General features: G+C 62.6%; 18 protein-coding genes and 1 pseudogene. 14 read left to right on the top strand and 5 right to left on the bottom strand.

From position 1 onward, the window contains the following. Positions 1-142 precede the first annotated feature (142 nt). From Mspo_RS15280 to Mspo_RS15260, 4 genes are all read left to right on the top strand, one after another. Complete coding sequence (locus Mspo_RS15280; protein WP_244613473.1) at positions 143-2416, top strand: adenosylcobalamin-dependent ribonucleoside-diphosphate reductase; 2274 nt, start codon at positions 143-145, stop codon at positions 2414-2416. Between the two features lie 39 nt (positions 2417-2455). Further along, positions 2456-2788 (top strand): hypothetical protein, encoded by a 333-nt coding sequence (locus tag Mspo_RS15275; protein WP_159731212.1) that lies wholly within the window; start codon positions 2456-2458, stop codon positions 2786-2788. Positions 2789-3760: 972 nt separating this feature from the next. Beyond that, a complete protein-coding gene (locus Mspo_RS15265; protein ID WP_159731208.1) occupies positions 3761-4033 on the top strand; it encodes a hypothetical protein in 273 nt (90 codons plus the stop codon). Positions 4034-4110: 77 nt separating this feature from the next. After that, positions 4111-4770 (top strand): hypothetical protein, encoded by a 660-nt coding sequence (locus Mspo_RS15260; RefSeq protein ID WP_201281718.1) that lies wholly within the window; start codon positions 4111-4113, stop codon positions 4768-4770. A gap of 52 nt (positions 4771-4822) precedes the next feature. Here the strand turns inward: Mspo_RS15260 and Mspo_RS15255 are convergent, their stop codons facing one another. After that, positions 4823-6973, bottom strand: coding sequence for a DNA topoisomerase (locus tag Mspo_RS15255; protein ID WP_159731206.1), 2151 nt, complete (start codon positions 6971-6973; stop codon positions 4823-4825). Between the two features lie 342 nt (positions 6974-7315). Then, positions 7316-7801, bottom strand: coding sequence for a MucR family transcriptional regulator (locus Mspo_RS15250; protein ID WP_159731204.1), 486 nt, complete (start codon positions 7799-7801; stop codon positions 7316-7318). 354 nt (positions 7802-8155) lie between these two features. On the opposite strand from Mspo_RS15250, the gene Mspo_RS15245 reads away from it, so the two are divergent. The 9 genes from Mspo_RS15245 (at position 8156) to Mspo_RS15205 (ending at position 20658) form a co-directional block, all read left to right on the top strand. After that, positions 8156-9133 carry an ArdC family protein gene (locus tag Mspo_RS15245; RefSeq protein WP_159731202.1) on the top strand — a complete coding sequence of 326 codons (978 nt, stop codon included), beginning with the start codon at positions 8156-8158 and terminating at the stop codon, positions 9131-9133. Between the two features lie 5 nt (positions 9134-9138). Further along, the gene (locus tag Mspo_RS15240; protein WP_159731241.1) at positions 9139-10191 is read left to right on the top strand and encodes a phosphoadenosine phosphosulfate reductase family protein; all 1053 of its coding nucleotides are present in this window, start codon (positions 9139-9141) and stop codon (positions 10189-10191) included. 64 nt (positions 10192-10255) lie between these two features. After that, positions 10256-10690: a hypothetical protein gene (locus Mspo_RS15235; protein WP_159731200.1), complete on the top strand. Its 435-nt coding sequence runs from the start codon at positions 10256-10258 to the stop codon at positions 10688-10690. A 218-nt stretch (positions 10691-10908) separates the two neighbouring features. Beyond that, entirely contained in the window at positions 10909-11235 is a 327-nt protein-coding gene (locus Mspo_RS15230; protein WP_159731198.1) for a hypothetical protein, read from the top strand. Positions 11236-11340: 105 nt separating this feature from the next. Next, on the top strand, positions 11341-16398 hold the full coding sequence (locus Mspo_RS15225; protein ID WP_159731196.1) for a DEAD/DEAH box helicase family protein: 5058 nt from the start codon (positions 11341-11343) through the stop codon (positions 16396-16398). A 204-nt stretch (positions 16399-16602) separates the two neighbouring features. Continuing rightward, positions 16603-17139 carry a hypothetical protein gene (locus tag Mspo_RS15220; protein WP_159731194.1) on the top strand — a complete coding sequence of 179 codons (537 nt, stop codon included), beginning with the start codon at positions 16603-16605 and terminating at the stop codon, positions 17137-17139. Between the two features lie 484 nt (positions 17140-17623). Continuing rightward, positions 17624-19447 carry a ParB N-terminal domain-containing protein gene (locus Mspo_RS15215; protein ID WP_244613472.1) on the top strand — a complete coding sequence of 608 codons (1824 nt, stop codon included), beginning with the start codon at positions 17624-17626 and terminating at the stop codon, positions 19445-19447. Between the two features lie 339 nt (positions 19448-19786). After that, the gene (locus Mspo_RS15210; protein WP_159731192.1) at positions 19787-20065 is read left to right on the top strand and encodes a hypothetical protein; all 279 of its coding nucleotides are present in this window, start codon (positions 19787-19789) and stop codon (positions 20063-20065) included. 299 nt (positions 20066-20364) lie between these two features. After that, positions 20365-20658, top strand: a complete 294-nt coding sequence (locus Mspo_RS15205; protein WP_159731190.1) for a hypothetical protein — start codon at positions 20365-20367, stop codon at positions 20656-20658. A 135-nt stretch (positions 20659-20793) separates the two neighbouring features. Here the strand turns inward: Mspo_RS15205 and Mspo_RS15200 are convergent, their stop codons facing one another. Then, positions 20794-21108 carry a hypothetical protein gene (locus Mspo_RS15200; protein WP_159731188.1) on the bottom strand — a complete coding sequence of 105 codons (315 nt, stop codon included), beginning with the start codon at positions 21106-21108 and terminating at the stop codon, positions 20794-20796. A 12-nt stretch (positions 21109-21120) separates the two neighbouring features. Between Mspo_RS15200 and Mspo_RS15195 the strand changes: the two genes are divergently transcribed. Then, positions 21121-21528 carry a hypothetical protein gene (locus tag Mspo_RS15195; RefSeq protein WP_159731186.1) on the top strand — a complete coding sequence of 136 codons (408 nt, stop codon included), beginning with the start codon at positions 21121-21123 and terminating at the stop codon, positions 21526-21528. Between the two features lie 115 nt (positions 21529-21643). Here the strand turns inward: Mspo_RS15195 and Mspo_RS15190 are convergent, their stop codons facing one another. Together Mspo_RS15190 and Mspo_RS15185 are read right to left on the bottom strand one after the other, a co-directional pair. After that, positions 21644-21994 carry a hypothetical protein gene (locus Mspo_RS15190; RefSeq protein WP_159731184.1) on the bottom strand — a complete coding sequence of 117 codons (351 nt, stop codon included), beginning with the start codon at positions 21992-21994 and terminating at the stop codon, positions 21644-21646. A 446-nt stretch (positions 21995-22440) separates the two neighbouring features. Then, positions 22441-22746: pseudogene (locus tag Mspo_RS15185) on the bottom strand (BPSL0067 family protein); the annotation flags it as partial. Positions 22747-22850: the final 104 nt, after the last annotated feature.

The raw sequence follows: 22850 nt of genomic DNA, 5'->3' as shown, positions 1-22850 counted from the left end.
CACGAGTGCCGCCTGCGCGCCCATCGCCGCAAGGGTTCGTCGCCGAGGCTCCCGCGCGTTCCGCGCGCCCTTGCCCCGACGGGCGTGAGGCGGCCTTCGGGGTTTTATCGGAGAAAACCATCCACTGCTCGAGGAGCAAATCATGAATATGATATCCGCAACCCGATCGCGCCCGATAGGCGCGACGCTGCCCGCGATCTCGCAACAGACTTGGGACGACAAATACCGGCTGAAGGCGCCCGCCGGAGAGCCGATCGACCTGACCATCGAAGACAGCTGGCGCCGTGTCGCCCGCGCCCTTGCGATGGCCGAATCCGATCCCGCGCAATGGGAGAAAACCTTCTATTCGGCTCTGGAGGATTTCAAATTTTTGCCGGGCGGCCGCATCCTCGCCGGGGCAGGGGTCTCGCGCCGCGTGACCCTCTTCAACTGCTTCGTCATGGGAACGATCGAGGACGATCTCGACGCCATCTTCTCGCATCTTCGCGAGGCGGCGCTCACCATGCAGCACGGCGGCGGCATCGGCTATGACTTTTCGACGATTCGCCCGAAGGGCGCGCTCGTCAAAGGGGTTGGAGCCGACGCCTCTGGTCCGTTGTCCTTCATGGATGTGTGGAATTCCATGTGCGGCACGATCATGTCGGCCGGCACGCGGCGCGGCGCCATGATGGCGACGATGCGCTGCGATCATCCCGACATCGAGGCCTTCGTCTCCGCGAAGGCCGACAAGACCCGTCTGCGCAATTTCAATCTCTCGGTCCTCGTCACCGACGCTTTCATGGCGGCCGTCGACGCAGACAAGGATTGGCCACTCGTGTTCGGCGGCGAGGTGTACCGCACGATCTGGGCTCGCGACCTCTGGGACCAGATCATGCGTGCGAACTATGACTATGCCGACCCCGGCGTCATTTTCATCGACCGCATCAACGCGCGCAACAACCTCTACTATTGCGAAACGATCGCGGCGACCAATCCTTGTGGCGAGCAGCCCATGCCACCCTACGCCCCCTGTGACCTCGCCTCGCTTCTTCTCGCCAAGCTCGTGCGCGACCCTTTCACAGCGCATGCCCATCTCGACGAGGAGGAGCTGACCGCTCTCGTTTCGATTGCCGTGCGCATGCTCGACAATACGATCGAAATTTCGCAATTCGCGCTCGAGGCCCAGCGCGTCGAGGCCTTTTCGAAGCGGCGCATCGGTCTCGGCGTCACCGGTCTCGCCGATGCGCTCGCCATGTGCCGGCTCACCTACGGGTCGCCGGAGGCCGCTGCAATGGCGGCGCGCTGGATGCGTCTGATCAGTCGGCAGGCCTATGTCGCGTCGATCGATCTCGCCAAAGAGAAGGGGGGCTTCCCGCTCTTCGACCGCGACGCCTATCTTGCCGGGGAGACCGTTCGCAATCTCGACGACGACATCAAAGCCGCGATCTTCGAGAATGGCATTCGCAACGCCTTGCTCACCTCGATCGCGCCGACGGGGACGATTTCACTGTTCGCGGAAAATGTCTCCTCGGGAATCGAGCCGATCTTCGATCTTTCCTATCTGCGCAAGATCCGCCAACCCGACAATTCCTTCGCCGAGCAGGAGGTCGAAGACTACGCCGTCCGCCTCTACCGCGAAAAATTCGGCGCCGACGCACCACTGCCGGAATATTTCGTCACCGCCCAGACCCTGACGCCCGCCGATCACATTCGTATGCAGGCCGCGGTTCAGGACCACGTCGACGCTTCGATCTCCAAGACGGTGAACTGCCCGGCCGATATCTCGTTCGAGGATTTCAAGACGATCTACATGGACGCTTATCGCTCCGGCTGCAAGGGCTGCACGACCTATCGTCCGAACGAGATCACCGGCTCCATCCTGTCGACCACCACGCCCGCGACGACCGTTCCCACGGCGCTGCCGCATCCGGCGATCACGCCCCGCGAGGAAATGCTCGCCGGCGCGACCTACAAGCTGCGCTGGCCGGAGAGCGAGCATGCGTTCTACGTAACGATCAACGACATCGAAGAGGATGGGAGGCGGCGGCCCTATGAAGTGTTCCTCAATTCGAAGTCGATGGAACATTACGCCTGGGTCGTCGCTCTGACGCGCATGATCAGCGCGGTGTTCCGCCGCGGCGGCGACGTCGCATTCGTCGCAGAAGAGTTGAAGGCGGTGTTCGACCCGCGCGGCGGGCATTGGAGCGAAGGGCGTTATGTCCCCTCCTTGGTCGCCGCCTTCGGCTCCATCATCGAGCGACACATGATCGATATCGGCTTTCTCGCTCCGTCGGAAGCGATCGTCGCGCACGCTTCCGACGAACGTCCGCTGGCGCGCACGCTCGGCGCACTCTGCCCGAAATGCAGCCAGCCTGGCCTCATCAAGAACGACGGCTGCTTGACCTGTCGTCACTGCGGTTGGTCGAAATGTTCTTGAGCGTCCCTTCCAACTGCCCAATTTTCAGGAGATACTCACATGGTCGACTTGATCCTCCGCCCTTCCTCCCTCAGCGTCGATCCCCGAATCCGTTGGGCCTTGCAACTTCGGTATCACGACAGCTGCGGCGAGACCGAGTACGCCACGCTCTGCCGCGTGAGCGACGCAACCGCAGAGGAGATCGTGCGCGCGGGAGGCGCCGACTGGCTCTTCGGCGCTCCGACGACGCGCGCCGATTGGAAAACCGAACTCGATCGGCTCGAACCGGAAGAAATGAGCCGTGACGAAATGGGGCTCGAAATCGTCAGATTGCGCCGCCTCGTCGCGGCTCGCTCCGATCCAGCCGCCAACTACGATCTCGGCTCAAATTGAGAACGGCGATGGAAATCCTTCCCGCCGTCCCCGAGCGCGCGCTCAACGCCCATCTCTGGGCTCGACACCCGGAGGATTGGTACGTCGAAGAAAGCTGGGTCGATCGCCGGCTCTTCGAGGACGAGCCTTTCGAAGGCTCCATCTGCGATCCTGCCTGTGGTCTCGGTCGCATCGTCGAGGCCGCGAGAGCCGCGGGCTACAATGAAGTCCGCGGCGAGGACAAGGTTCGAAGATCCATGTTCTGCGATCGTATCGCCGACTTTCTGTCCGACGAGCCGCGTGACCAGAGGCCAGACAATATTTGTTGCAATCCGCCATTCGGTTTGGCGCGGGAATTTGTCGTTCGCGCGCGGAAGATCGCGAGACGAAAGGTCGCGATGATCCTTCCCCTTTCCTGGATCAGCGGCGATCGCCGCTCGAGGTGGTTGGAGCAAACCTTTCCGCGGCGGGTGCTGATCATAACGCCGCGACCTTCCATGCCGCCGGGGCCAGTCATCCTCGCGGGCCTGAAAGCGCGCGGGGGGCGAACGGACTTCGCATGGTATATCTGGGAAAAGAACCATAGCGGCGAACCATCCTTCGGATGGCTGAGGCGAAGCCCATGAACGACTCCGGCGGAAAGAAGCGACATTCTCTCACCGCGCACGCCGCGACGATCCGCGTGGTCCAGCAGCTCCTGCGAACAGCTGGACCGAGAAAGTGCGGGGGTGTCCGCCAATCGGAATTCGACACATTGCTCGGGGACCTCGACGAGTTACACGATCTCCTGACCTGGTTGGAGCGTCATCGAAGCGAATTCGTCGAATGGCGCGCAGGACGAATACACTGCGAGGGTCACTGAATATCGCGCGGGTCTCGAGCTCTCCCTACGTCTCGCAAACGCGGGATTCTTCGGCCGTATTCCATGAGGAGACGCTCGACGGTTTGTCCTTACCTCGGAATGGTCACAAAAGGATGCGAAAAGCTCGAATCATGACTAAGGCATTCGATCTCCAATACGAAATCAAAAGAGCGGCGGATAGCGGGGTTCCGGCGCCGCTGCTCGATGACTACGGCGTCATCGCCATGGGCCTGCGCATCGATCCCGATGCGCAGGTGCGATTTTGGAGGAAGAACAATGGCTCTAGCTTTTTCACGGTCAGCTTCTCCGATGGATCGAAATCCGTCTATGACGCGCGTGGCTTTCTGACGCCGAGCGGAATGCCGAGCAATTCGGATCATGTACGCCATCGTGCGTCGCCATAGCTCGCGCGCGCGTATGCTCACGCTTTGCAGTCGAGCCCGGCCGCTGCGCCGGGCTCTTTTTTCGAGTGGAGGCTCACATGGGCTGGCTTTATATGACTTCATTGAGAGGCCATGACGGACCGCGCCGCTATCTCGACGCGCAATTCACCTACGAGCGAGAGGATCACCGCTCGAAGGTCTTGAAATCCGCTCTCGTGAAGATGCGCGTCTACTATGCGGGGGTCGAGTGCGTCGACAAATTGTCGGGCTCACGCGAAGTTTGGGCGCTCGTTTGCCTTGTCGACTACAATCCTCGCGATCCTGAAGGCTACATCTTCGGATATAAGGAGCAATGTGAGTCGATGGGACCGAACGAAAGCGAATGTCCCAAGACGATTCTCGATTTGCTCACTCCAACAGAAGACGTGACTGCCATCGAGTGGCGCCGACGATGTCGCGATAGCGCCGTCCATCGAAGCGCCCGAGCACGAAAGCCCTCTCCGCAGCCTGGACAGACTATTTTTTTCGATCGGCCCATCGCCTTTGCGGACGGTCGCAGTTACAGCGAGCTGCAGGTGGTCGCAGATCCTCGCAAAAAGCGTCGCTCGGTGCTTTTTCGCGATCCGAAATCCGGCACGCTCTACAAGATCACGAAGATAAAGGATCGAAATTACCACCTGCGAGCATCTGGAGCCCATGGAGCCGTGACGCTGAAATCCGCCGGTTCCCGAGAATGCCGAGTAGATACGGCGCCTTGACAGAAGCGGCCCGTCGATGAGGATTGCGAAAGGGACATTGGCAGGAATTGCGCTATCCCGCATGTTCGTCGAGAAACTGGCGGCAGGCGTCGAAGTCCTGCTGATAGCCTTCGGGCAATTTCACTTTCTTTGCGCGCGCGAGACTTCGCGCATAGGCGACCATTTTGTCGGTCGGCGCTTTCGAACGCCCGGCGCGCGGGTCGCCGACGCTCTTGGTCGATGCATCCGATTTCACCTTCGACGCCCGACGCGTCTTTGATCCACGACGAAGCGGATCCACGCTCGCGTTCCTCGCTGCGGGTCGGGCGTCCCCCTGTCCGCTTCGTCGTCGACGTCCCGAACGACGCGCCGGCGCCGAGGTGGTCAAATCGACTTTTCCATTCGATTTCTCGACCAACGCATCGATCAATTCTCTAGCAGCCGTGGCGATGCCGCCGATGACGGTTCGAAAGTCCGCCTTTCCGATCAGGATCTCGTCGAGGCGCATCTCCCACAGAGCGGTTGTGGCTGGATCGACGAGCGCAGGCGCCGCGCTACGCAACAGCTCGAACAATTGCAATCCCGCCGCCGTCGGCAGCACGAGCTTGCCATCTGCGGTCAGCAAATTCTGCCGCTTCAATCCCTTTATGATTTCCGCCCGGGTCGCCGGCGTGCCGATCCCTTTGGCTTCCTTCAGCCGGTCGCGAAGGGCGGCGTCTTCGACGAAACGCCATGCATTCTGCATCGCATCCACCAGCGTTCCCTCATTGTAGCGGGGCGGCGGCTGTGTTCTTTTTGCTTCGACACGAACGTCGGAAAGAGTCGCGCTCTCGCCATCGCGAAGGGAGGGCAGCGTCTGCTCCGCCTCTGTCTCGGCATCTGGATCGATCGCCTGATAGACGGCCTTCCAACCGAGTCGCAACGGAATGCGCCCGACGGCGCGGAATTCCGCTGTCGCTCGGCCAGGAATCGGAACGGCCATTGTGACGACGGTCTGGCGATATTCGTAGTCGGGCATTACAGCGGCGAGATAGGAACGGCAAATGAGCGCGAACAGCCGCTTTTCGTCCTCGTCGAGACGCGCTAATCGGGTTTCGAGGTCGTCGAGAACATTGACATTCGGCACGACCGCGTGATGCGACACGCCCTCCAGAGCCTTGTCGCAGAAGTGGCCGGATTTGCCGCGTCGGATCACGGGAGTGGTGATTTCCAGCCGAGCGAAACCGCGCAGGCGCGTCAGCGCAGCGACGATCGCCGGGACGTCGCCGATCTGATTTTCGGTCAGATAGCGCGCTTCCGCCCGCGGGTAGGTGATCAGCTTCTTGCCATCGCCGTCGTAGAGCTCTTGCGCCACAGACAGCGTCTTGTCGGCTGTCCATCCCCAGCGCTGGCCGCACGTCTTCTGCAGTGACGGAAGATCGAAGAGACGCGGCGGCGCCTGACGCTTTTCGTCGACCGAAACGCCGAGTGGACCCTGATAGCCGGCGGCGGCTTTGGCGATCACTTCGGCTTGGGCGCGCTCTTTGATCCGCATCTTGGGCGTCGGAGCATGACGCATCAGAAAGCTGCCGCCCTCGACGGTCGCGGCAGCGACGACCTCGAAATAATCCTCGGGTCGGAAATTGCGGATCTCCAATTCGCGCAGGCAGACGATCGCCAAGGTCGGCGTCTTGACCCGCCCGATCCCGATCACACCGCGAACCCCGGGCGAGAGCAATGTCTTCGTCGCGGTCCGCGTGAGCGACAGATTGAAGATCTGGTCGGCCTGCTGGCGCGCCACCGCGGCCTCGTAGAGCGGGCGCATCTCGGCGTTGGGTTTCAGCCGAGCGAAAGCCTGCTGGAGCGTCTTCGGGTCCTGGGCGGTGAACAGAGCCCGCCGCACACGTCCGCGATAGCCGAGATGGTCGAGGATTTCCTGACCGATCAGTTGACCCTCGCGGTCGCAGTCGGTCGCCAATATGACGTCGTCGCATGTGGAGAGCGCCGTCGCGATGGCCCTGAGCTTCGCCGGCTTATTGCCTTGCGTGGCTGCACGGGTGGGATAGAGCCCATCCGGCTCGAGGACGACGCAGGACCAATTCTTCCAGGCGGGGTTGACCTCTTCGGGTTCGGCCAGACGAAGCAAATGGCCTTCGGCTGGCAAAATTTGCCCGAAGCGGGCGCCGAGAGCCGCGCGCAGATCCTTCGCCTGACTGGCCTTTTCCGTGATGATCAGTGTCGCCATGCGTCACGCCGAATCGGAGAACTATTCAGCGTAACGCAATAATAAGAACAAATGGAGAACTCAACCCCGGCGACCGATCGAGGCTTCCCAGAACAGAGCCTCCTGCGGCCCTCAGGATGTGGCACAGGCCGATCGAACCGCTTCTGGAGTTGCCCGAACCCTCGCCGGACGGCCGGGCGAACAGCGATCTTTCTTTCGAAGTTTTGTAGGACGCCGTCACGGCTGCGTTCCATTTCTGGAACCTCCGTACGTATCCCGAACGGAGGTCGTCCGAATCGAGGACACGCGATTGCGACCGACAGCGCATTTCCGATCCGTTAATGGCGGTTCGAAAGCCGCCGGTTACACCTTTTTCTTGGTCGTGCGACCGCGCTTGGCGGACCCGCTGGCGACCGCCTTAGGGCTCGACGCCGCGCTTTTTCGAAGTCGGCCGAGCCCGAGCGTCTTCGCCATTTCCGATCGCTGCGCCGCGTAATTGGGCGCGACCATCGGATAGTCCGCAGGCAGGCCCCATTTCGCCCGATACTCCTCCGGACTCATGCCGAGCGCCCTCAAATGGCGTCGCAGCGATCTGAAGCTCTTCCCGTCTTCGAGACATATGATGAAATCAGGCGTGATCGACTTGCGGACCGAAACTGCCGGCTCCCGTTTCACCAGCGGCGGCGTTGTATCGATTGGCGCTTTGCCGAGAGTTTCCAGCGCTCCGCGTACTGCGTGGATCAGCGAAGGCAGGTCTCCGATCGGCAGGGAGTTATTGGCGACGAAGGCCGCGACGACCTCGGCCGCGAGCGTGGTCGAACGAGAAGGTTCTGCCTCGGAAGCCGTCATTCGAATTTTCCTCGAAGTTCATGACGAATAAGATTTCGTAACTATTGGCCGCTCCTCGACACCAGCGCAAGCGCTTTCAGCGACTTTTCCTTGAAGGCGTGTCGAATGGACTATTCGTCGCCTCGCCGAGTGGATTCGGCCTCGTGGTAATCGACGCATCCAGAAAATACCGACAGCCGAACAGGAAAAGAGATCGAAAAGCGCAAAGCGCCGTACCCGCATGCGCGTCCACCGCCGCAAGGGTGAAGGCGCGCGCGCCCGTTCTCGCCGCGAGCGGCGAGTCCGCCCTTGCCCCGGCGGCCGTGATGCGGGGCGTGGGATTTCGTTCCGAAACCTGAAACGGAGACGAATCCCATGAATAACAACATCAAGAGCAATGGACGCGCGTCCGCGCGTCGCGATCATTACCAAGACGTCACGGACCGCATCGTCGCTGCTCTCGAAGCGGGCACGGCTCCCTGGCGCAGGCCCTGGGATCCCGAAAAATCGGGCGGGCCGCTCTCGCCGATCAACGCCGTCACGGGGCGCCGCTATCACGGGATCAACGTTCTTCTGCTCGGCATGTCGCAATTTTCATTCGCGAGCGGCGATCCACGCTATTGCAGCTATAAGCAGGCGAAGGCCAGGGGCTGGCAGGTGCGCGCCGGTGAAAAGGGCACGACCGTCTTCTTCTATAAGCAGCTACGCGTCGAGGATCGCGACGCTCCCGCCGATGGCGAGGAGCACACGCGCAACATCCCTCTGCTTCGCGCCTACACGGTTTTCAACGGCTCGCAGATCGACGGTATCCCCGAATTCGTGGCGCCGACGATCGAGGAAGCGCCGTGGCGCCGATTCGACGCGGCTGACGTCATCCTGCGCAACAGCGGCGCCGTGGTTCGCATTGGCGGCGACCAGGCCTTCTACAGCCCATCGACCGACCACATTCAGTTCCCTCCAGAAAGCGCGTTCCGTTCGCCGCAAGGGCTCGCCGCGGTCCAGATTCATGAGCTGACGCACTGGACAGGAGCGGAGAAGCGATTGAAGCGTGATCTCACAGGACGCTTCGGTTCGGCGAAATACGCATTCGAAGAACTCGTCGCGGACATAGCGAGCTGTCTCGTCAACACCGAACTCGGATTGCCGACAGACATAGAGAACCACGCGAGCTATGTGGCATTTTGGCTCCAGCGACTCAAGACCGACAAGCGCGAGATATTTCGCGCGGCGGCGGCGGCGCAGAAGGCGGCCGACTATTGTCTGGCCTTCCATCCCGATTTTGCCGAAAGCGAATTCGGCTCGGATGAAGAGGAGTCCGCTGGCGGTGACGCGCCCCTCGTCGAAGCCGCGTGATCGTCATGACACGCGCCATATCGACGAACCCCGCAGGCGACGAGAATCTGCAAGCTCGCCAGGATACGGAAGCCTGCATCGCTCCCGACGTCAGGAGCTACGATCACATCCTTGTCGCTTGCTCTGGCGGCAAAGATTCGCTCGCATGCGTTCTTCATCTCCTCGATGAAGGCGTCGATCCTTCACGGATCGAGCTGCATCATCATGACGTCGACGGTCGCGGGCCGCCGACGTTCGATTGGCCGATTACCGCAGGCTACTGCCGAGCGATCGCCGAGGCCTTCGATGTTCCGCTCTACTTCTCATGGCGCGACGGAGGCTTGCGCCGCGAGATGTTGCGCGAGGGCGAACCCACCGCCTGCGTGACGTTCGAGACTGCCGAAGGAAGCGTCACGACCGTCGGCGGTCTCGGCAATCCCGGCACGCGTCTGCGCTTCCCCCAGGTCACGGCCGATTTGCGGCTTCGCTGGTGCAGTTCCGTCGCGAAGATCGACGTGATGCGAAGCATGATCTGCAATTCACCGCGCTTCCTCGGCAAGCGGACGCTCGTCGTCACCGGCGAACGCGCCGAGGAGAGCCCGGCGAGGGCTCGCTATGCGACCTTCGAGCCGCATCGCACCGATACGCGCGGCGGAACCCGCCGGCGTCGCCACGTCGATCATTGGCGTCCGGTCCACGGCATGGAGGAACGACAAGTCTGGGATCTGCTCCGGCGTCACAGGGTCGTTCCGCATGTCGCCTATCAGCTCGGCTTCGGCCGCGTCTCCTGCATGCATTGCATCTTCGGCTCGCCCGACCAGCTGGCGACGATCAGATGGATGGCGCCGGAACGCTTCGAGATGATCGCCGAATACGAACGGCGCTTCGGCTGCACCATCAAACGCGACGCTCCCATCCATGCCGTCGCCGATCGCGGCAGACCCTATCCAGCCGCGCTCGCTCGGCCAGACCTGGTCGAGCTCGCCCTCTCTGAGCATTGGTCGCCGGCGATACGCACATCTCCCGAGGGCTGGCGCCTGCCCGCCGGCGCCTTCGGCGACGCCGCCGGTCCCGGCTGACGTCCGCAGTTCTCGACTTCCCTTTTTCACAATCCGTTTCGCGCCTCGCAGAGGAGACATCGCCATGTCCCGCTCCTACACGCATTTTTCCTGCATTCTTCCACTCGGCCGTTCCGAATTCGTCCCTCCGGCCATTGCTCTCTATGTGCAATATGCGGACGAGCTCGACGCGAGATTTGAGCGCGTCTGCTTCACGGTGAAAGCCAGCGACGCCGATAGAGGATGTCTTCGCATCGTGTCGGGCGACGACGGCGATCCCGAACAAGTGATTGCATTCGTTCAGCGCTGTGCGAGGACGTTCGGATTGACCGGCCTATGGGGTTTCCATTGGAGTCAGGGCTGCGTGTTCCCCTCGTTCGATGCATTCGGCGGCGCGGCCTGCCTGCTCGATCTCGGCGCGCAGCGCGTCGTCGACAGGATCGATTGTCGGCGCTGGCTCTCGGAACGTATCGCGCGTGACAAGACGCCAGCGGCTCGGCTCGTCCGGCACCATTCGTGATGCTGCACAATTCGGAGGTGTGAAAAGGAGAAATCGAAAAAAGAAGTACATGAAAGGAATGCGTTACCGCGAACGAACGGCCGCCGCAAAGGGTGGGTCGCTCCGGCCGCTTCGCTGGGCCGGATCGATCCCGGCGCACGAGGCGCCGCCTTTGCCCCAGCCGTTCGTCCTCGGTGCGTGATCGGGGTCTTCGAGAAGAAGATCGAGAGGAGACTCCGATGCGACAGATCAGCACGAATGGATCCGAAAATCGCGACGCCGCCACCGCGGCGACATTCAGTCTCGACGCGTTCGACCACGACGCCGCGCGCCGTGACGGCTGGGTCATATCCGATTGCGGCAGCTATCGCGACGGCGCGCCTCGCATCGAGCTGCAGAAGTTCGATAATCCGCAAGAAGGCCCCCCGAGATTCCACGACGACAGAGAGGCCTGGTCCCATGTCGTCGCGCGTGCGCGCGCCGGCTCCGCGCTTCACATGAAAGCGCTCGACCTCGTCGATCGACGCGAGCGCGTCGCTATCGAAGCCGCCTTCGGACCCTGGTGAGTCCGCCGCGACCCGACCTCTCCTTCGAACATTCGTCCCACTGCCCATGCCCGGCCGCCCATCGCGCGCCGGGCTTTTTCGTGCTCGCCGAAAGGTTTTCTCGCCATGGCCAAGGACAGCAATCAGCTGACGCTTTCTCTCTTCGATTCCACCTGCCTCGCCGGCGGCTTGACGCTCGACGGCGGAAGTTTTCGCCCCTCGACCGATCGCCCCGAAGAAGACGAAACGCCGGCCGTCGCGGCGGCGCCCGCCATTCCCGCGCAGGACTTCGTCTTGCGGGGCGACCGCCGGCTCGCCCACGGATGGAAAGCCCGCGCCGCCGACAATCTCGCCGCCATCCGGCTCGCGCTCGAAATCGAGGCCGAGAAGCGGAATGCGACTTCGGAGGAGCAGGACGTCCTGAGCCGCTTCGTCGGTTTCGGCGCGCGCGACCTCGCCGATATGATGTTCCGGCGCGCCGGTGAGACCTTCGCCGAGGGCTGGGAGGACCGGGGCGAGGAGTTGGAACGGCTGGTCCCGCGAGAAGAGCTGGCGAGCCTCGCCCGCGCCACGCAATATGCCCATTACACGCCCGAGTTCATCATCCGCGCCATCTGGCGCGCGGTCCAGCGCATGGGCTTTGCCGGCGGCGCGATCCTGGAGCCCGGATGCGGGACGGGGCTCTTCTTCTCCCTCATGCCGGAAGCGCTCACCGGCAAATCGAGCCTCACCGGCATCGAGATGGACGCCACCACCGCCCGCATCGCCGCTCAGCTGTTTCCGAACGCCTGGATCCGGCGCGAAGACTTCACCAAGGCCCGCCTCACCGAGAACTTCGACCTCGTCATCGGCAATCCGCCGTTCAGCGACCGCCGCGCGCGTCTCGACGGAGCCGAGCGCCTCGACCTTTCGCTGCATGATTATTTCATCGCGCGGTCGATCGAGCGATTGAAGCCGGGCGGTCTCGCCGCCTTCGTCACTAGCCGCTGGACAATGGACAAGGTCGACGACAAGGCGCGCGCCCATATCGCCGGCATGGCCGATCTCGTCGGCGCGATCCGGCTCCCCGAGGGATCCATGAACGCCGCCGCCGGAACCGACGTCGTCGTCGACATCCTGTTCCTGCAAAGGCGCGCCCCCGACCAGGAGCCCGGCGGCGCGGCATGGGATGGCCTCGCCGAAGCGGTCCCCGCCGAGGATGGCGAGGAGGCTCTCTCGATCAATCGGTATTTCATCGATCATCCAGAGATGGTCATGGGGCTCCATGCGCGGACCAGCAGTGCCTATGGCCCGACCTACACCTGCCTGCGAAAGGATCGCGCCGCGCTCGACGAAGAGATCGACGCCGCCGTTTCGCGCCTGCCGCGCGGAATCCATCAGCCGAGCGAGCCATCGGCCGCGACGGCGCCGAGCCGGACCGCCCTTCGCGTCGGGACGGCGGCGGAAGGCGCGACGATCAAGGAGGGAAGCTTCGTCATCGTCGACGACGCGCTGATGCAGATCATCGACGGCGCGCCGCGCAAGATCGAGGTCCGCGGCGGCAAGGGGGGCGAAGGCATTCCCGCAAAGCACGCCCGCATCATTCGCACGCTCATTCCGATCCGGGACGCTATCCGCGAGGTCCTGCGCGCCCAAGAGGCCAATGAGCCCTGGGGGCCGGCCCAGACGCGCCTGCGCATCGCCTACAACAGCTTCCTGCGCAATTTCGGCCCTATCAATCTCACCACCATCAGCGAGACGACGGATCCGAAGACCGGCGAGGCGCGCGAGACGCAGCGCCGCCCCAATCTCCAGCCCTTCCTCGACGACCCCGACGTCTGGCTCGTCGCCTCGATCGAGGACTATGACGTCGAGACCGGCGTGGCGAAGAAGGGGCCGATCTTCTCCGAGCGGGTGCTGCATCCGCCGGCGACGCCGACGATCGAGAGCGCGGCCGACGCCCTCGCCGTCACTCTGCACGAGCTCGGCCATGTCGACATCGACCGCATCGCCGAGCTGCTCGGCCGCTCGCGCGACGAGGCGCTCGCCGAACTCGGGGATCGCGTCTTCCTCGATCCTCAGACCACGATCGAGGGCTTCGAAAGCTGGCAGACCGCCGACGCCTATCTGTCCGGCCCGGTGCGCACCAAGCTCGCCGCCGTGATCGCCGCGGCCGAGCGAGATCCGGGCTATCGGCGCAATGTCGAGGCGCTCGGCCCCGTCCAGCCCGAGGATCTGAAGCCCTCGGATATTTCCGCGCGGCTCGGCGCGCCCTGGATCCCGACCGCCGATGTCGCCGCCTTCGTCGCCGAGGTCATCGGCGTGGAGGCCTCGATCCGCCACACCGTCGAGATCGCCTCCTGGACCGTCGAGCTCTCCGCCTTCTCCGGTCGCGCCGAGGCGACCTCCGAATGGGGCACCGCGCGGCGCAACGCCGGCCTCCTGCTCGGCGACGCGCTCAACTCCTCGATCCCGCAAATCTATGACGTCTGGAAGGAAGACGGCCGAGAACGGCGCGAGCTGAACGCCGCCGAGACCGAGGCGGCCAAGGAGAAGCTCGCCAAGATCAAGACGGCTTTCGAGCGCTGGGTCTGGACCAATGTCGAGCGGGCCGAGCGTCTCACCCGCATCTATAACGACCAATTCAACAATCTGGTCCCGCGGCATTTCGACGGAGGCCATCTCCAGCTTCCCGGCGCGAGCAGCGTCATCAAATTCTACGATCACCAGAAGCGCGCCATCTGGCGTATTATCAGCGCCGGCAAAACCTATATCGCCCATTCGGTCGGCGCCGGAAAGACCTTCACCATCGCCGCCGCCATCATGGAGCAGAAGCGGCTCGGCCTCGTCGCCAAGGCGATGCTGGTCGTTCCCGGCCATTGCCTGGCGCAGGCCAGCCGCGAATTTCTCCTGCTCTATCCGAACGCCCGCATTCTGGTCGCCGACGAGACAAATTTCTCCAAGGACAAGCGCCAGCGCTTCCTCGCCCGCGCCGCCACGGCGCAGTGGGATTGCATCATCATCACCCACAGCGCCTTCAAATTCGTGCCGGCGCCCGCCGCCTTCGAGCAGACGCTCATTCAGACCCACCTCGCCAGCTATTCCGAATTGCTCGAGAAGATCGACGGCGACGACCGCATCTCGCGCAAGCGCATCGAACGGATGAAGGAGGGGCTCGAAGCCAAGCTCGAAGCCTTGCAGAGCCGCAAGGACGACCTGCTGACCATCGGCGAGATGGGCGTCGACCAGCTCATCGTCGACGAGGCGCAGGAGTTTCGTAAGCTCTCCTTCGCCACCAATATGACGAGCCTGAAGGGTGTCGATCCGGATGGATCGCAGCGCGCCTGGGACCTCTTCGTCAAATCCCGCTTTGTTGACGGGAAGAACTCCGGCCGGGCTCTGCTCCTCGCCTCGGGCACGCCGATCACCAACACGCTCGGCGAGATGTTCACCCTGCAGCGCTTCATGCAGCCGGAGACGCTCGAAGAGCGGGGCATTCACGAGTTCGACGCCTGGGCCGCGACCTTCGGCGAGACGCGCACCGAGCTCGAGCTGCAGCCGTCCGGTCTCTACAAGCCGGTCACGTGCTTCTCGGAATTCGTCAATGTCGCCGACCTCATGGCCATGTATCGCTCGGTTGCCGATGTCGTGCTCAAATCGGACCTGCGCCATTATCTGCGCCTGCCGAGCGTCAAGGGCGGCAAGCGCCAGATCGTCACGGCCGAGCCGAGCGCCGCCTTCAAGGCCTATCAGAAAATCCTCGCCGAGCGCATCGCCGTCATCGAGAAGCGCAAGGGCAAGCCCGAGAAGGGCGACGATATTCTCCTCTCCGTCATCACCGATGGTCGCCACGCCGCCATCGATCTGCGCTTCGTCCTCCCCGGCCATGCGAATGAGGACGGCAACAAGCTCAATGCCCTGATCGACAATGTCTATTCGATCTGGCGCGAGACGGCGGACCGCCGCTACACAAGGGCCGACGGCGTTCCCTATCTCCTGCCGGGCGCGGCGCAGATGATCTTCTCCGATCTCGGCACGCTCAATGTGGAGGCGACGCGCGGCTTTTCGGCCTACCGCTGGATCAAATCCCGCCTCGTCGCGCTCGGCGTTCCGGCCGAGCAGATCGCCTTCATGCAGGATTACAAGAAGTCGAGCGCCAAGCAGCGCCTGTTCCAGGACATCAACGCCGGCAAGACCCGCATCGTCATCGGATCGTCCGACACGATGGGCACCGGCGTCAACGCCCAGCGCCGGCTGATCGCTTTGCATCATCTCGATGTTCCCTGGCTCCCCTCGCAGATCGAGCAGCGCGAAGGCCGCATCGAGCGCCAGGGCAACGAGAATGAGGAGATCGAGCTCTACGCCTACGCCACCAAGGGCAGCGTCGACGCCACGGGCTGGCAATTGCTCGAACGGAAGGCCCGCTTCATCGAAATGGCCATGTCCGGCGACCGCAGCATCCGCCGGCTGGAGGACGCCGGATCGCAGGTCAATCAATTCGCCATGGCGAAGGCCATTGCATCGGGCGACCCGAGGCTCATGCAGAAGGCCGGGCTCGAAGCCGAGATCGCTCGGCTGGAACGCCTGCGCGACGCACATTTCGACGATCAATACGCCGTCCGCCGCACGATCTCCTCGACCGAGGCCTCGCTCCGTCACGCCGAAAAGCGGATCGGCGAGATCGAGCAGGACATCGCCAAGCGCATCCCGACCCGCGGCGACGCCTTCCGAATGGAGGTCGAGGGCCATCGCTTCGTCGAACGCAAGGACGCCGGCGCCGCCTTGCTCAAAGGCGTCCGCGCCAGGGAATTCGAAGGCCAGGGCGGCGACTGGCGCGTCGCCAGTATCGGCGGCTTCGATTTGTCCGTAACGGCAAACCCCGTGGCGCGCCAGAAGCTCGCCGAGGTCGAGTTGACGATGCAGCGCGCCGGCCATGAAACCCAGATCGGCTATTCCGCCGATTTGACAGCGCTCGGAATCGTCTCACGCCTCGAATATGCGCTGAGCCGCTTCGAAGTGGAGTTGGCCGAGCACAAGCGCACCATGCACGACGCCGCCGAACGCCTCCCGGCCTATCGCCGGCGCCTCGACGAAACTTTCGCCTACGAAGACGAGCTCGACGCAAAACGCGACGAGCTGGCGGCCCTCGACGCTTCGCTCGCGGCGAATGACGACGGAAATGCCGAAGCCAGCTCCGCGGCCTGACGCTCTTCGGCGGTTCGCGGCAGCGCGCCCAGACCTCGCGACGATCATGATCGAGATGGAGCGACGCAATCACCGTCGCGGCTTCACGGCCGCTCGCGGGCTCCGGCGGCGATGGTCCTGGTCGGAGCATCTCGGCGCCGGCGATCCGAAGGAGCCCGTATCGCCGCTCGCCGCGCCCGCCCCATTCCAATCAGGAGACCTTCCATGCTCCCGACCGCAATCATTCGATCTCTCCGAACACCGCAACTGACGGCCGCGGACTTCACGCCGACCAAGTTCCATTCGGCTGACGACAAGGCCTGGTTCGCGAACGCGCTGCTGAAATTCCTGGCCGACGACTGTCCGAGGAGCGGTTTCACCGACCGACTGTATGTGCGCCTCTCCAACAGCTTCGGGCATATTGCTCACCACGATCCCCAAGGCTTCTTCGAGCACTTCTTTCTGGCTTTGGAAACGAAGGCGCAATTCCTCGAACAGACGCTACAATGGCCCTGTTATGGCTCCGCAGAATTTACATTTTGCGACGTCGAGATCCTCGTCCAATCGCGGATCACGACGGCGAACCTTCTCGCGATCGTAAAGGCGCAGCGCGACAGTGACGTCGCCCGCCGGGAGCGCGAGTTGTTCGAGCGTCTGAAAGCCAAATACGAACCAATTTCCCGACCGGATTCGCCACCCGACCCGGCGCCGGCGACAGCGCCGATGCTCCGCCAAGGCTCGCTGTTCGATTTCTCCGCGTGATTTTCCGGTCGGATGAAAGGCCCCGGGCTCGCTCATAATGAAGTGAAGTCCTCGAAATATCTACAGAAGGTTGAAAACTATCGCGAGCGATCCGGGACGCAAGGGTCGAGACGTGCGCGCCTGCTCGTGTCGAGCATGCGCGCCCTTGCGTCCCGAACCGTCTCGTGAAGCTCGAATTCTCGATTTCGAAAGGAAATCAAAATCGAAAAGGAGACAAAACATGCGCGCTTTCCAGAACAACGTGGACCAATTGAATGCGACCATTCGGCTGGCGCTCGCTCATCCCCCTTCGCGCCGAGCGCAGGAATAAGAAACAGGAAATCGAGAAGGCGATTTGCCCCATGCGCGGCCATCGCCGCAAGAGTTCGTCGCTCTGCTCCCGCGCGTGCCGCGCGCTCTTGCCCCGCCGTCCGCGATCGGGGCGTTCGATCCTCGTCTTCGAAAAGAAGACCGGCAATCCGAATTGAAAGAGGAGATCATCATCATGGCACAGCCTCACATCGATGCTGGCTCTAACGAGCCCAATTCCAACAAGCACGGCCGCGTCGCTCCCAGCGCGCCTGCCGATCGCCAAATCGTCGCCGAAGTCGAGACCGACGGCGGCGACAATCTCGGCACCGCGGCGGGGCACGCCTGCGTCCGTATGGAATTGCGTCACGTCGATCCACGCTCTCTCAAGCCCAACCCCAACAATCCCCGCCGCATCGCTCCCAGCGAGTATGCCGATCGGCAGATGATCGCCAATATCAAGGCGACCGGCATCACACAGCCTCCCGTGGTGCGTCCCGACGGCGACGATCTCGTCATCGTCGCCGGTCACGGGCGCGTACGCGCCGCCATCGGCGCAGGTTTCGCCGAAATCCTCGTCCTCGTCCGCGGCCCCGACGACGGAGCCGACAATCTCCGCGCGCTCTCCGAAAATGTCGTGCGCGCCCAGATGGGGCCGGTCGACCAGTGGCGCACGATCGAAGCGCTCATTTCCGACAATTGGACGGAAGAGGCGATCGGCGGCGCCCTCGCCCTCCCCGTGCGGACGATCAAGAAATTGCGTCTGCTCGCCCATATTCATCCGGACATGCTCGACCAGATCGCCAAGGGCGACATGCCGCAGGAAAGTCATCTGCGCACCATCGCCGCCGCCGGCGCCGACGAGCAGGCTTCCGTCTGGAAGAAGCACAAGCCAAAGAAGGGCCAAGAGACGGTCATCTGGCACGAAGTCGCTCGCGCGCTGACCAAGCGACGTCTCTACGCCAAGATCGCGAAATTCGGTCCCGACGAAGAGCAGGCTTTCGGCATCGTGTGGGAGGACGATCTGTTCGAGCAGGGCGATCAGGACAGTCGCTACACCACCCAGGTCGAGGCATTTCTCGCTGCACAAGCCGCATGGATCGAGGCCAATCTGCCGAAGAATGGCGCCCTTCTGCAAGTTGACGAATACGGCCAGGGCAAGCTGCCGCCGAAGGCCGAGCGGGTTTGGGGACAGCCGAGAAAGAGCGACACGATCGGCCGTTACGTCGACACACACGACGGATCGGTGAAGGAAATCACCTATCGCCTGCCCAAGGCGGAGCCGACGAAGGGAAAGAATGCAGCCTCCGGCGGGACGTCCGAGACGCTCTCGGAGCCCGCTCGCACCCGTCCCGAGATCACGCAAAAAGGCCTCGCGATCATCGGCGATTTCCGCACCGACGCCCTCGTCAGAGCGCTCGTGGAAAACGAGATCGACGACTTCACGCTTCTCAGTCTGCTCGTCGTCGCCTTCGCCGCGGACAATGTCGATGTGAAAGCCAGCGGCTACTCCTCGCCCCTGCGTCGAGGCCTCGCGCATCGGCTCGCCAATGAGGGACGCATCACCCAGGACGCCGCCCTCGTTCGGAAGGCCGCGCGCGACATGCTGGCCCATGTTCTCAACTGCCGCCCCGGCTATCATTCGAGCGGCGCCGCCGCCCGCCTCGTCGGGGACGCGATCGGCGCGGATGCGCATCTACCCAATATGGCGACGGAAGATTTTCTGTCGTCGCTTTCGAAGGCTGCGCTCGAAAAGGCCGCCGCGCAGCACTCCGTGCTGCCGCGTCCGCGCGCCAAGGAGACGCGCGCCGCCCTCATCGAGCACGTCTCCGGCGGAACATTCGTGCTTCCGGCCGCGCGTTTCGCCCTCTCCGAAGAGGAGCTCGCGAGCGAGCTCGCCCGGCGGACCGAACGCGCCGAGGAGGACGAAGGGAATGTAGACGGCCCGGATCCAGAGATCGGCGCCTCCGACGAGGACTCCGATCCCGAAGAGGATCACCAAGCGGAGGAATTCGCCTGAGCGCAGCGACGGCGCGGCCGGCTCCAAGCCGGCCGTGTTTACTCGGGCGCCAGCGCTCGAACCTCCCTCCGCGCGCCCGCCTATGGTTCCGTCGCCACGGCCGCGCGCGGAGTCGGCGGCGAAGACAGGAGCTCCGACCATGTATTCCTTTCAATTCCAGGACGGAAGCTGGCGCATCGCGTCATTCACCAACAGCCGATCGCCTCGTCCGCAGCCGAGAACCGAGGCCTACGATCTCTTCGAGGCCCCGTACCGCAGCCGCCGCGACGCAGATGCGGCGATCGTGAAAATTCGCGCGCTCGTTGCCGACGACTCTCGTCGCATACATGAGGAGCCCCGATGAAATCGAAATTCTTCACCGAACACGATCTCGCCACGCTCGCCAATATTTGCCGGGTCGCGGCGGAGCGCTTCAAGGATCATGAAGCCGAATTCCGCAAGCTGGCGGCGGCTCCCCCGTCACCCGACCCTAAATCTCTGCTCCCGGCGGGAGACACGGCGCTGAGGCTCGCCGACCAGTTCGCGCTTCAGGCCAAAGAAGCAGCCGCCTTCGCGAGTCTGTTCGACCGCAGTGAACCGTTCAGAATTCGGCATTCCGGCGCCGAGGCCGAGGACTAACCGAAATCGAAGGAAGCCCGACGATGGATGGGATACTGCAAATTGCGTGGCGATGGCGCGCTCCACTTCTGAAACGCGTTCCCAAGACCGAGAGACCGATGAATGCGCAAGATTGCATTCGCGTCTATAACGAGTCGCCGCGTATCGTCGCCGTGCAATTTCGGTTCGGCGACAGTTTCGGACACGCGAGTCTCACCTTCGACGAGACACGAGACCTCGTTCGCATTCTCACGGAGGCGACCGAGATCACGGCGCAAAGCCCCGCGCGTTCATAGCCTTTCGACCAATGGAGAGCCCGAATGCCTACCTACCGCATCCTTCTCGTCGAAGAGCAGGTGGAAAGCGACTGCGCAGAATTCAAAGTCGCCGCTTCCACGGCCCGAGACGGCGCAAAAATCCTCGTCGGCGCCCATGCTCGCGCACGGGAAAAATCGTCCAATTGGGTCTCCCTGCCCGACGGGCAGAGCGCCCGCATCGAACCCGACAATCTCGTTCGAACGCGCGTCTATTGCGTGTTGCTGGACGACGACGGCAACGAAGTCGAGGAAATCGATCTCAATACGCCGACCTCTCCTGCGCGACCGCCTTCCTAGGCGACGGCGGAGCAAAATGGCCCATGATGTGGCGGTCTCACGCCCGCCGTCTAATGCCCCGACGACACGATCTTCAGGGGCGCCTGATCTTGCTCGAAAACCGAGGCGGCAGTCATTCCCACTCTCTCCGCCTCGCTAATTCGGTAGGCCGACTCCAGGAGACACGAAGATGGCCAGGACACACGTCGATGTCACCGCCGAAATATTCGGCAGCGCCACCATCTCGCGCATCTGGCGGAATTCGTATTCGACGGCGAAGACAGCAAAAAGATGACCGTCGAATACGCCATGAGCCTGATCGAAAGAAATTGGTCCTTCGAAATCGATCACGCGAAGACCGAAATCGAATGCGGCGTCGGCGTTCGAGTCGTTTTCAAAGATGGTTCCGTTCTTCGTGTCGGCGCCTGGGCGGACTGACACGGAGGAATTCCGACGGAACGTCTCTAACATTGGAGATGCGAAATGATTCGACAATATTATGCACAGCGCCGTCAGGGCGGCGACAATCCGAAGGGCGTCGGCGTCATCGCCGTCGGAGCCATCTACTATCTGCAGAACGACTCCTATTGGCGCGACCGATTTCGCGGGACGCCTGTGTGCCGCGATCCCTGGATTGTTTTGGCGTTTTTGAATGGCCTCGTCGCCGCCTCCCGCCGCAGCGTCACCACCGGCAAATGGGAGGACGTCTTTGTGAGCGGGCGCTCCGATCTCGCGCTCGTCCGGTCGCTCCGTGATGGCCGCATCCGCAAGATCGCCGTCCGCACCCTGATCCTTCACGACGATCTCGGCATGTGCAAGCAGGCGACGGTCTATCCGACCCTGCCGCGATTGTTAGATCGCAATTTGCCGCTTCGACCTATCGCCGCGTAATGAGGTAAGCCCGGCGCTGGCGACTAGAATCGGACGCAGAGGGCGCCGGAGTGTGTCGAGAATGCACTCGCTCGCAGCCCCACTATCCGCTTGCGAGCGCCAGATGCTCCCGAGTTCATTCATCGCTCAGAAAAGTCGAGCGCGGCTCCATCCGCTTATGTTGCGACAGATTCATGTCCGCGACTTGGGATTCCGAAGCTTCCCTTCGCTCTCTCGCGCTTCTGTCGAATAGTCGCGCCAAATCGTCGCTCACGCGCGAAGCAGGATGAATGAATGGCGCATCCAGCATACGCCCTCGAATTGCGCCCGGACCGTCCATCAGAAGCACGACAATGCCGGCGACAGCGCCTCCCAGCGCGCCCGCTCCGATCGCTATCGAAAGGGCGTCCACAAGCAATCCGACGAGAGAGCTCGAAACCCGACTTACGTTCAGATGCAGACGTGACGCCGACGATTCCTTATTCATGAAAGGCTCCCGAATTGCAGGCGGCCGCTCCAAGATCGTCCGCACTGCAACCGTGCGCTCCATGTGCGCGAATATGAATTGAGGGTCGAATGCTGCGGTTGCACTCGACCCTCCCTCGTAGTTCGATAGTCGACGGGCAGCTCTATTTGCACACCACATGCCCAGGAGTGTACACGCATTGGTCAATCGGACTCTTGAAAACAAAAGTCTCGCGTGTTCCATCCTTATATCGACACATGATTTTGAGCGGCTGATGCGCCTTTTTCAGATTGTGCCAACCTTGCTCCTTCAGAGAACCATCGGGCTTCAGCGATTCCGTGTCCGGCGTCAGTGTCCCTGGCGGATCCGCTAGTCCTGAAATTATGGTGATGCCGGATAGGTTGTTCTTACAAGGTTCGACGGCGAAGGCCCCCGTCGGAACCAACAATGTCAGGATGGCGAGCACCTTAGTGTGAAACGACATAGAATTTATCCCCCGATTCATATTGATTGTTCCCAGTCCAATATATCGTCCGGTAATGGGCCGACTGATTCGTCCATTGGTCCATTACCTGTATGCCTTGGTCATTTTGGCCAAGGTATATCGCAGTGTGGCTTTGACCCGGCGTGTTCGTGTAGGTTCCGTCTTCACCGAATGTCGCGATTACCGTGCCTTCGGGAATGTCGCTCGCCCCCTGAACTTGTTCTCCTGGAACCCAGGTCGACGTGAGGCCGACGTCCGACGTCGCTTGCGCCAGAGCGACGCACTGCCCGCTTCCGACGCTCTGGCCATTGTATTGGGCTTTGGTGCATGGATACGCTTACGCCGTTTCCTGAGGTTATCGTTTAGGAATTACGATGATGCTCGGCGTCTTCG

Origin of the sequence: Methylosinus sp. Ce-a6, assembly GCF_009811655.1 — a bacterium.
Classification (GTDB): domain Bacteria; phylum Pseudomonadota; class Alphaproteobacteria; order Rhizobiales; family Beijerinckiaceae; genus Methylosinus.
Note: the sequence above shows the minus strand (reverse complement) of the source record. Positions and strands in the feature narration are given on the sequence as shown.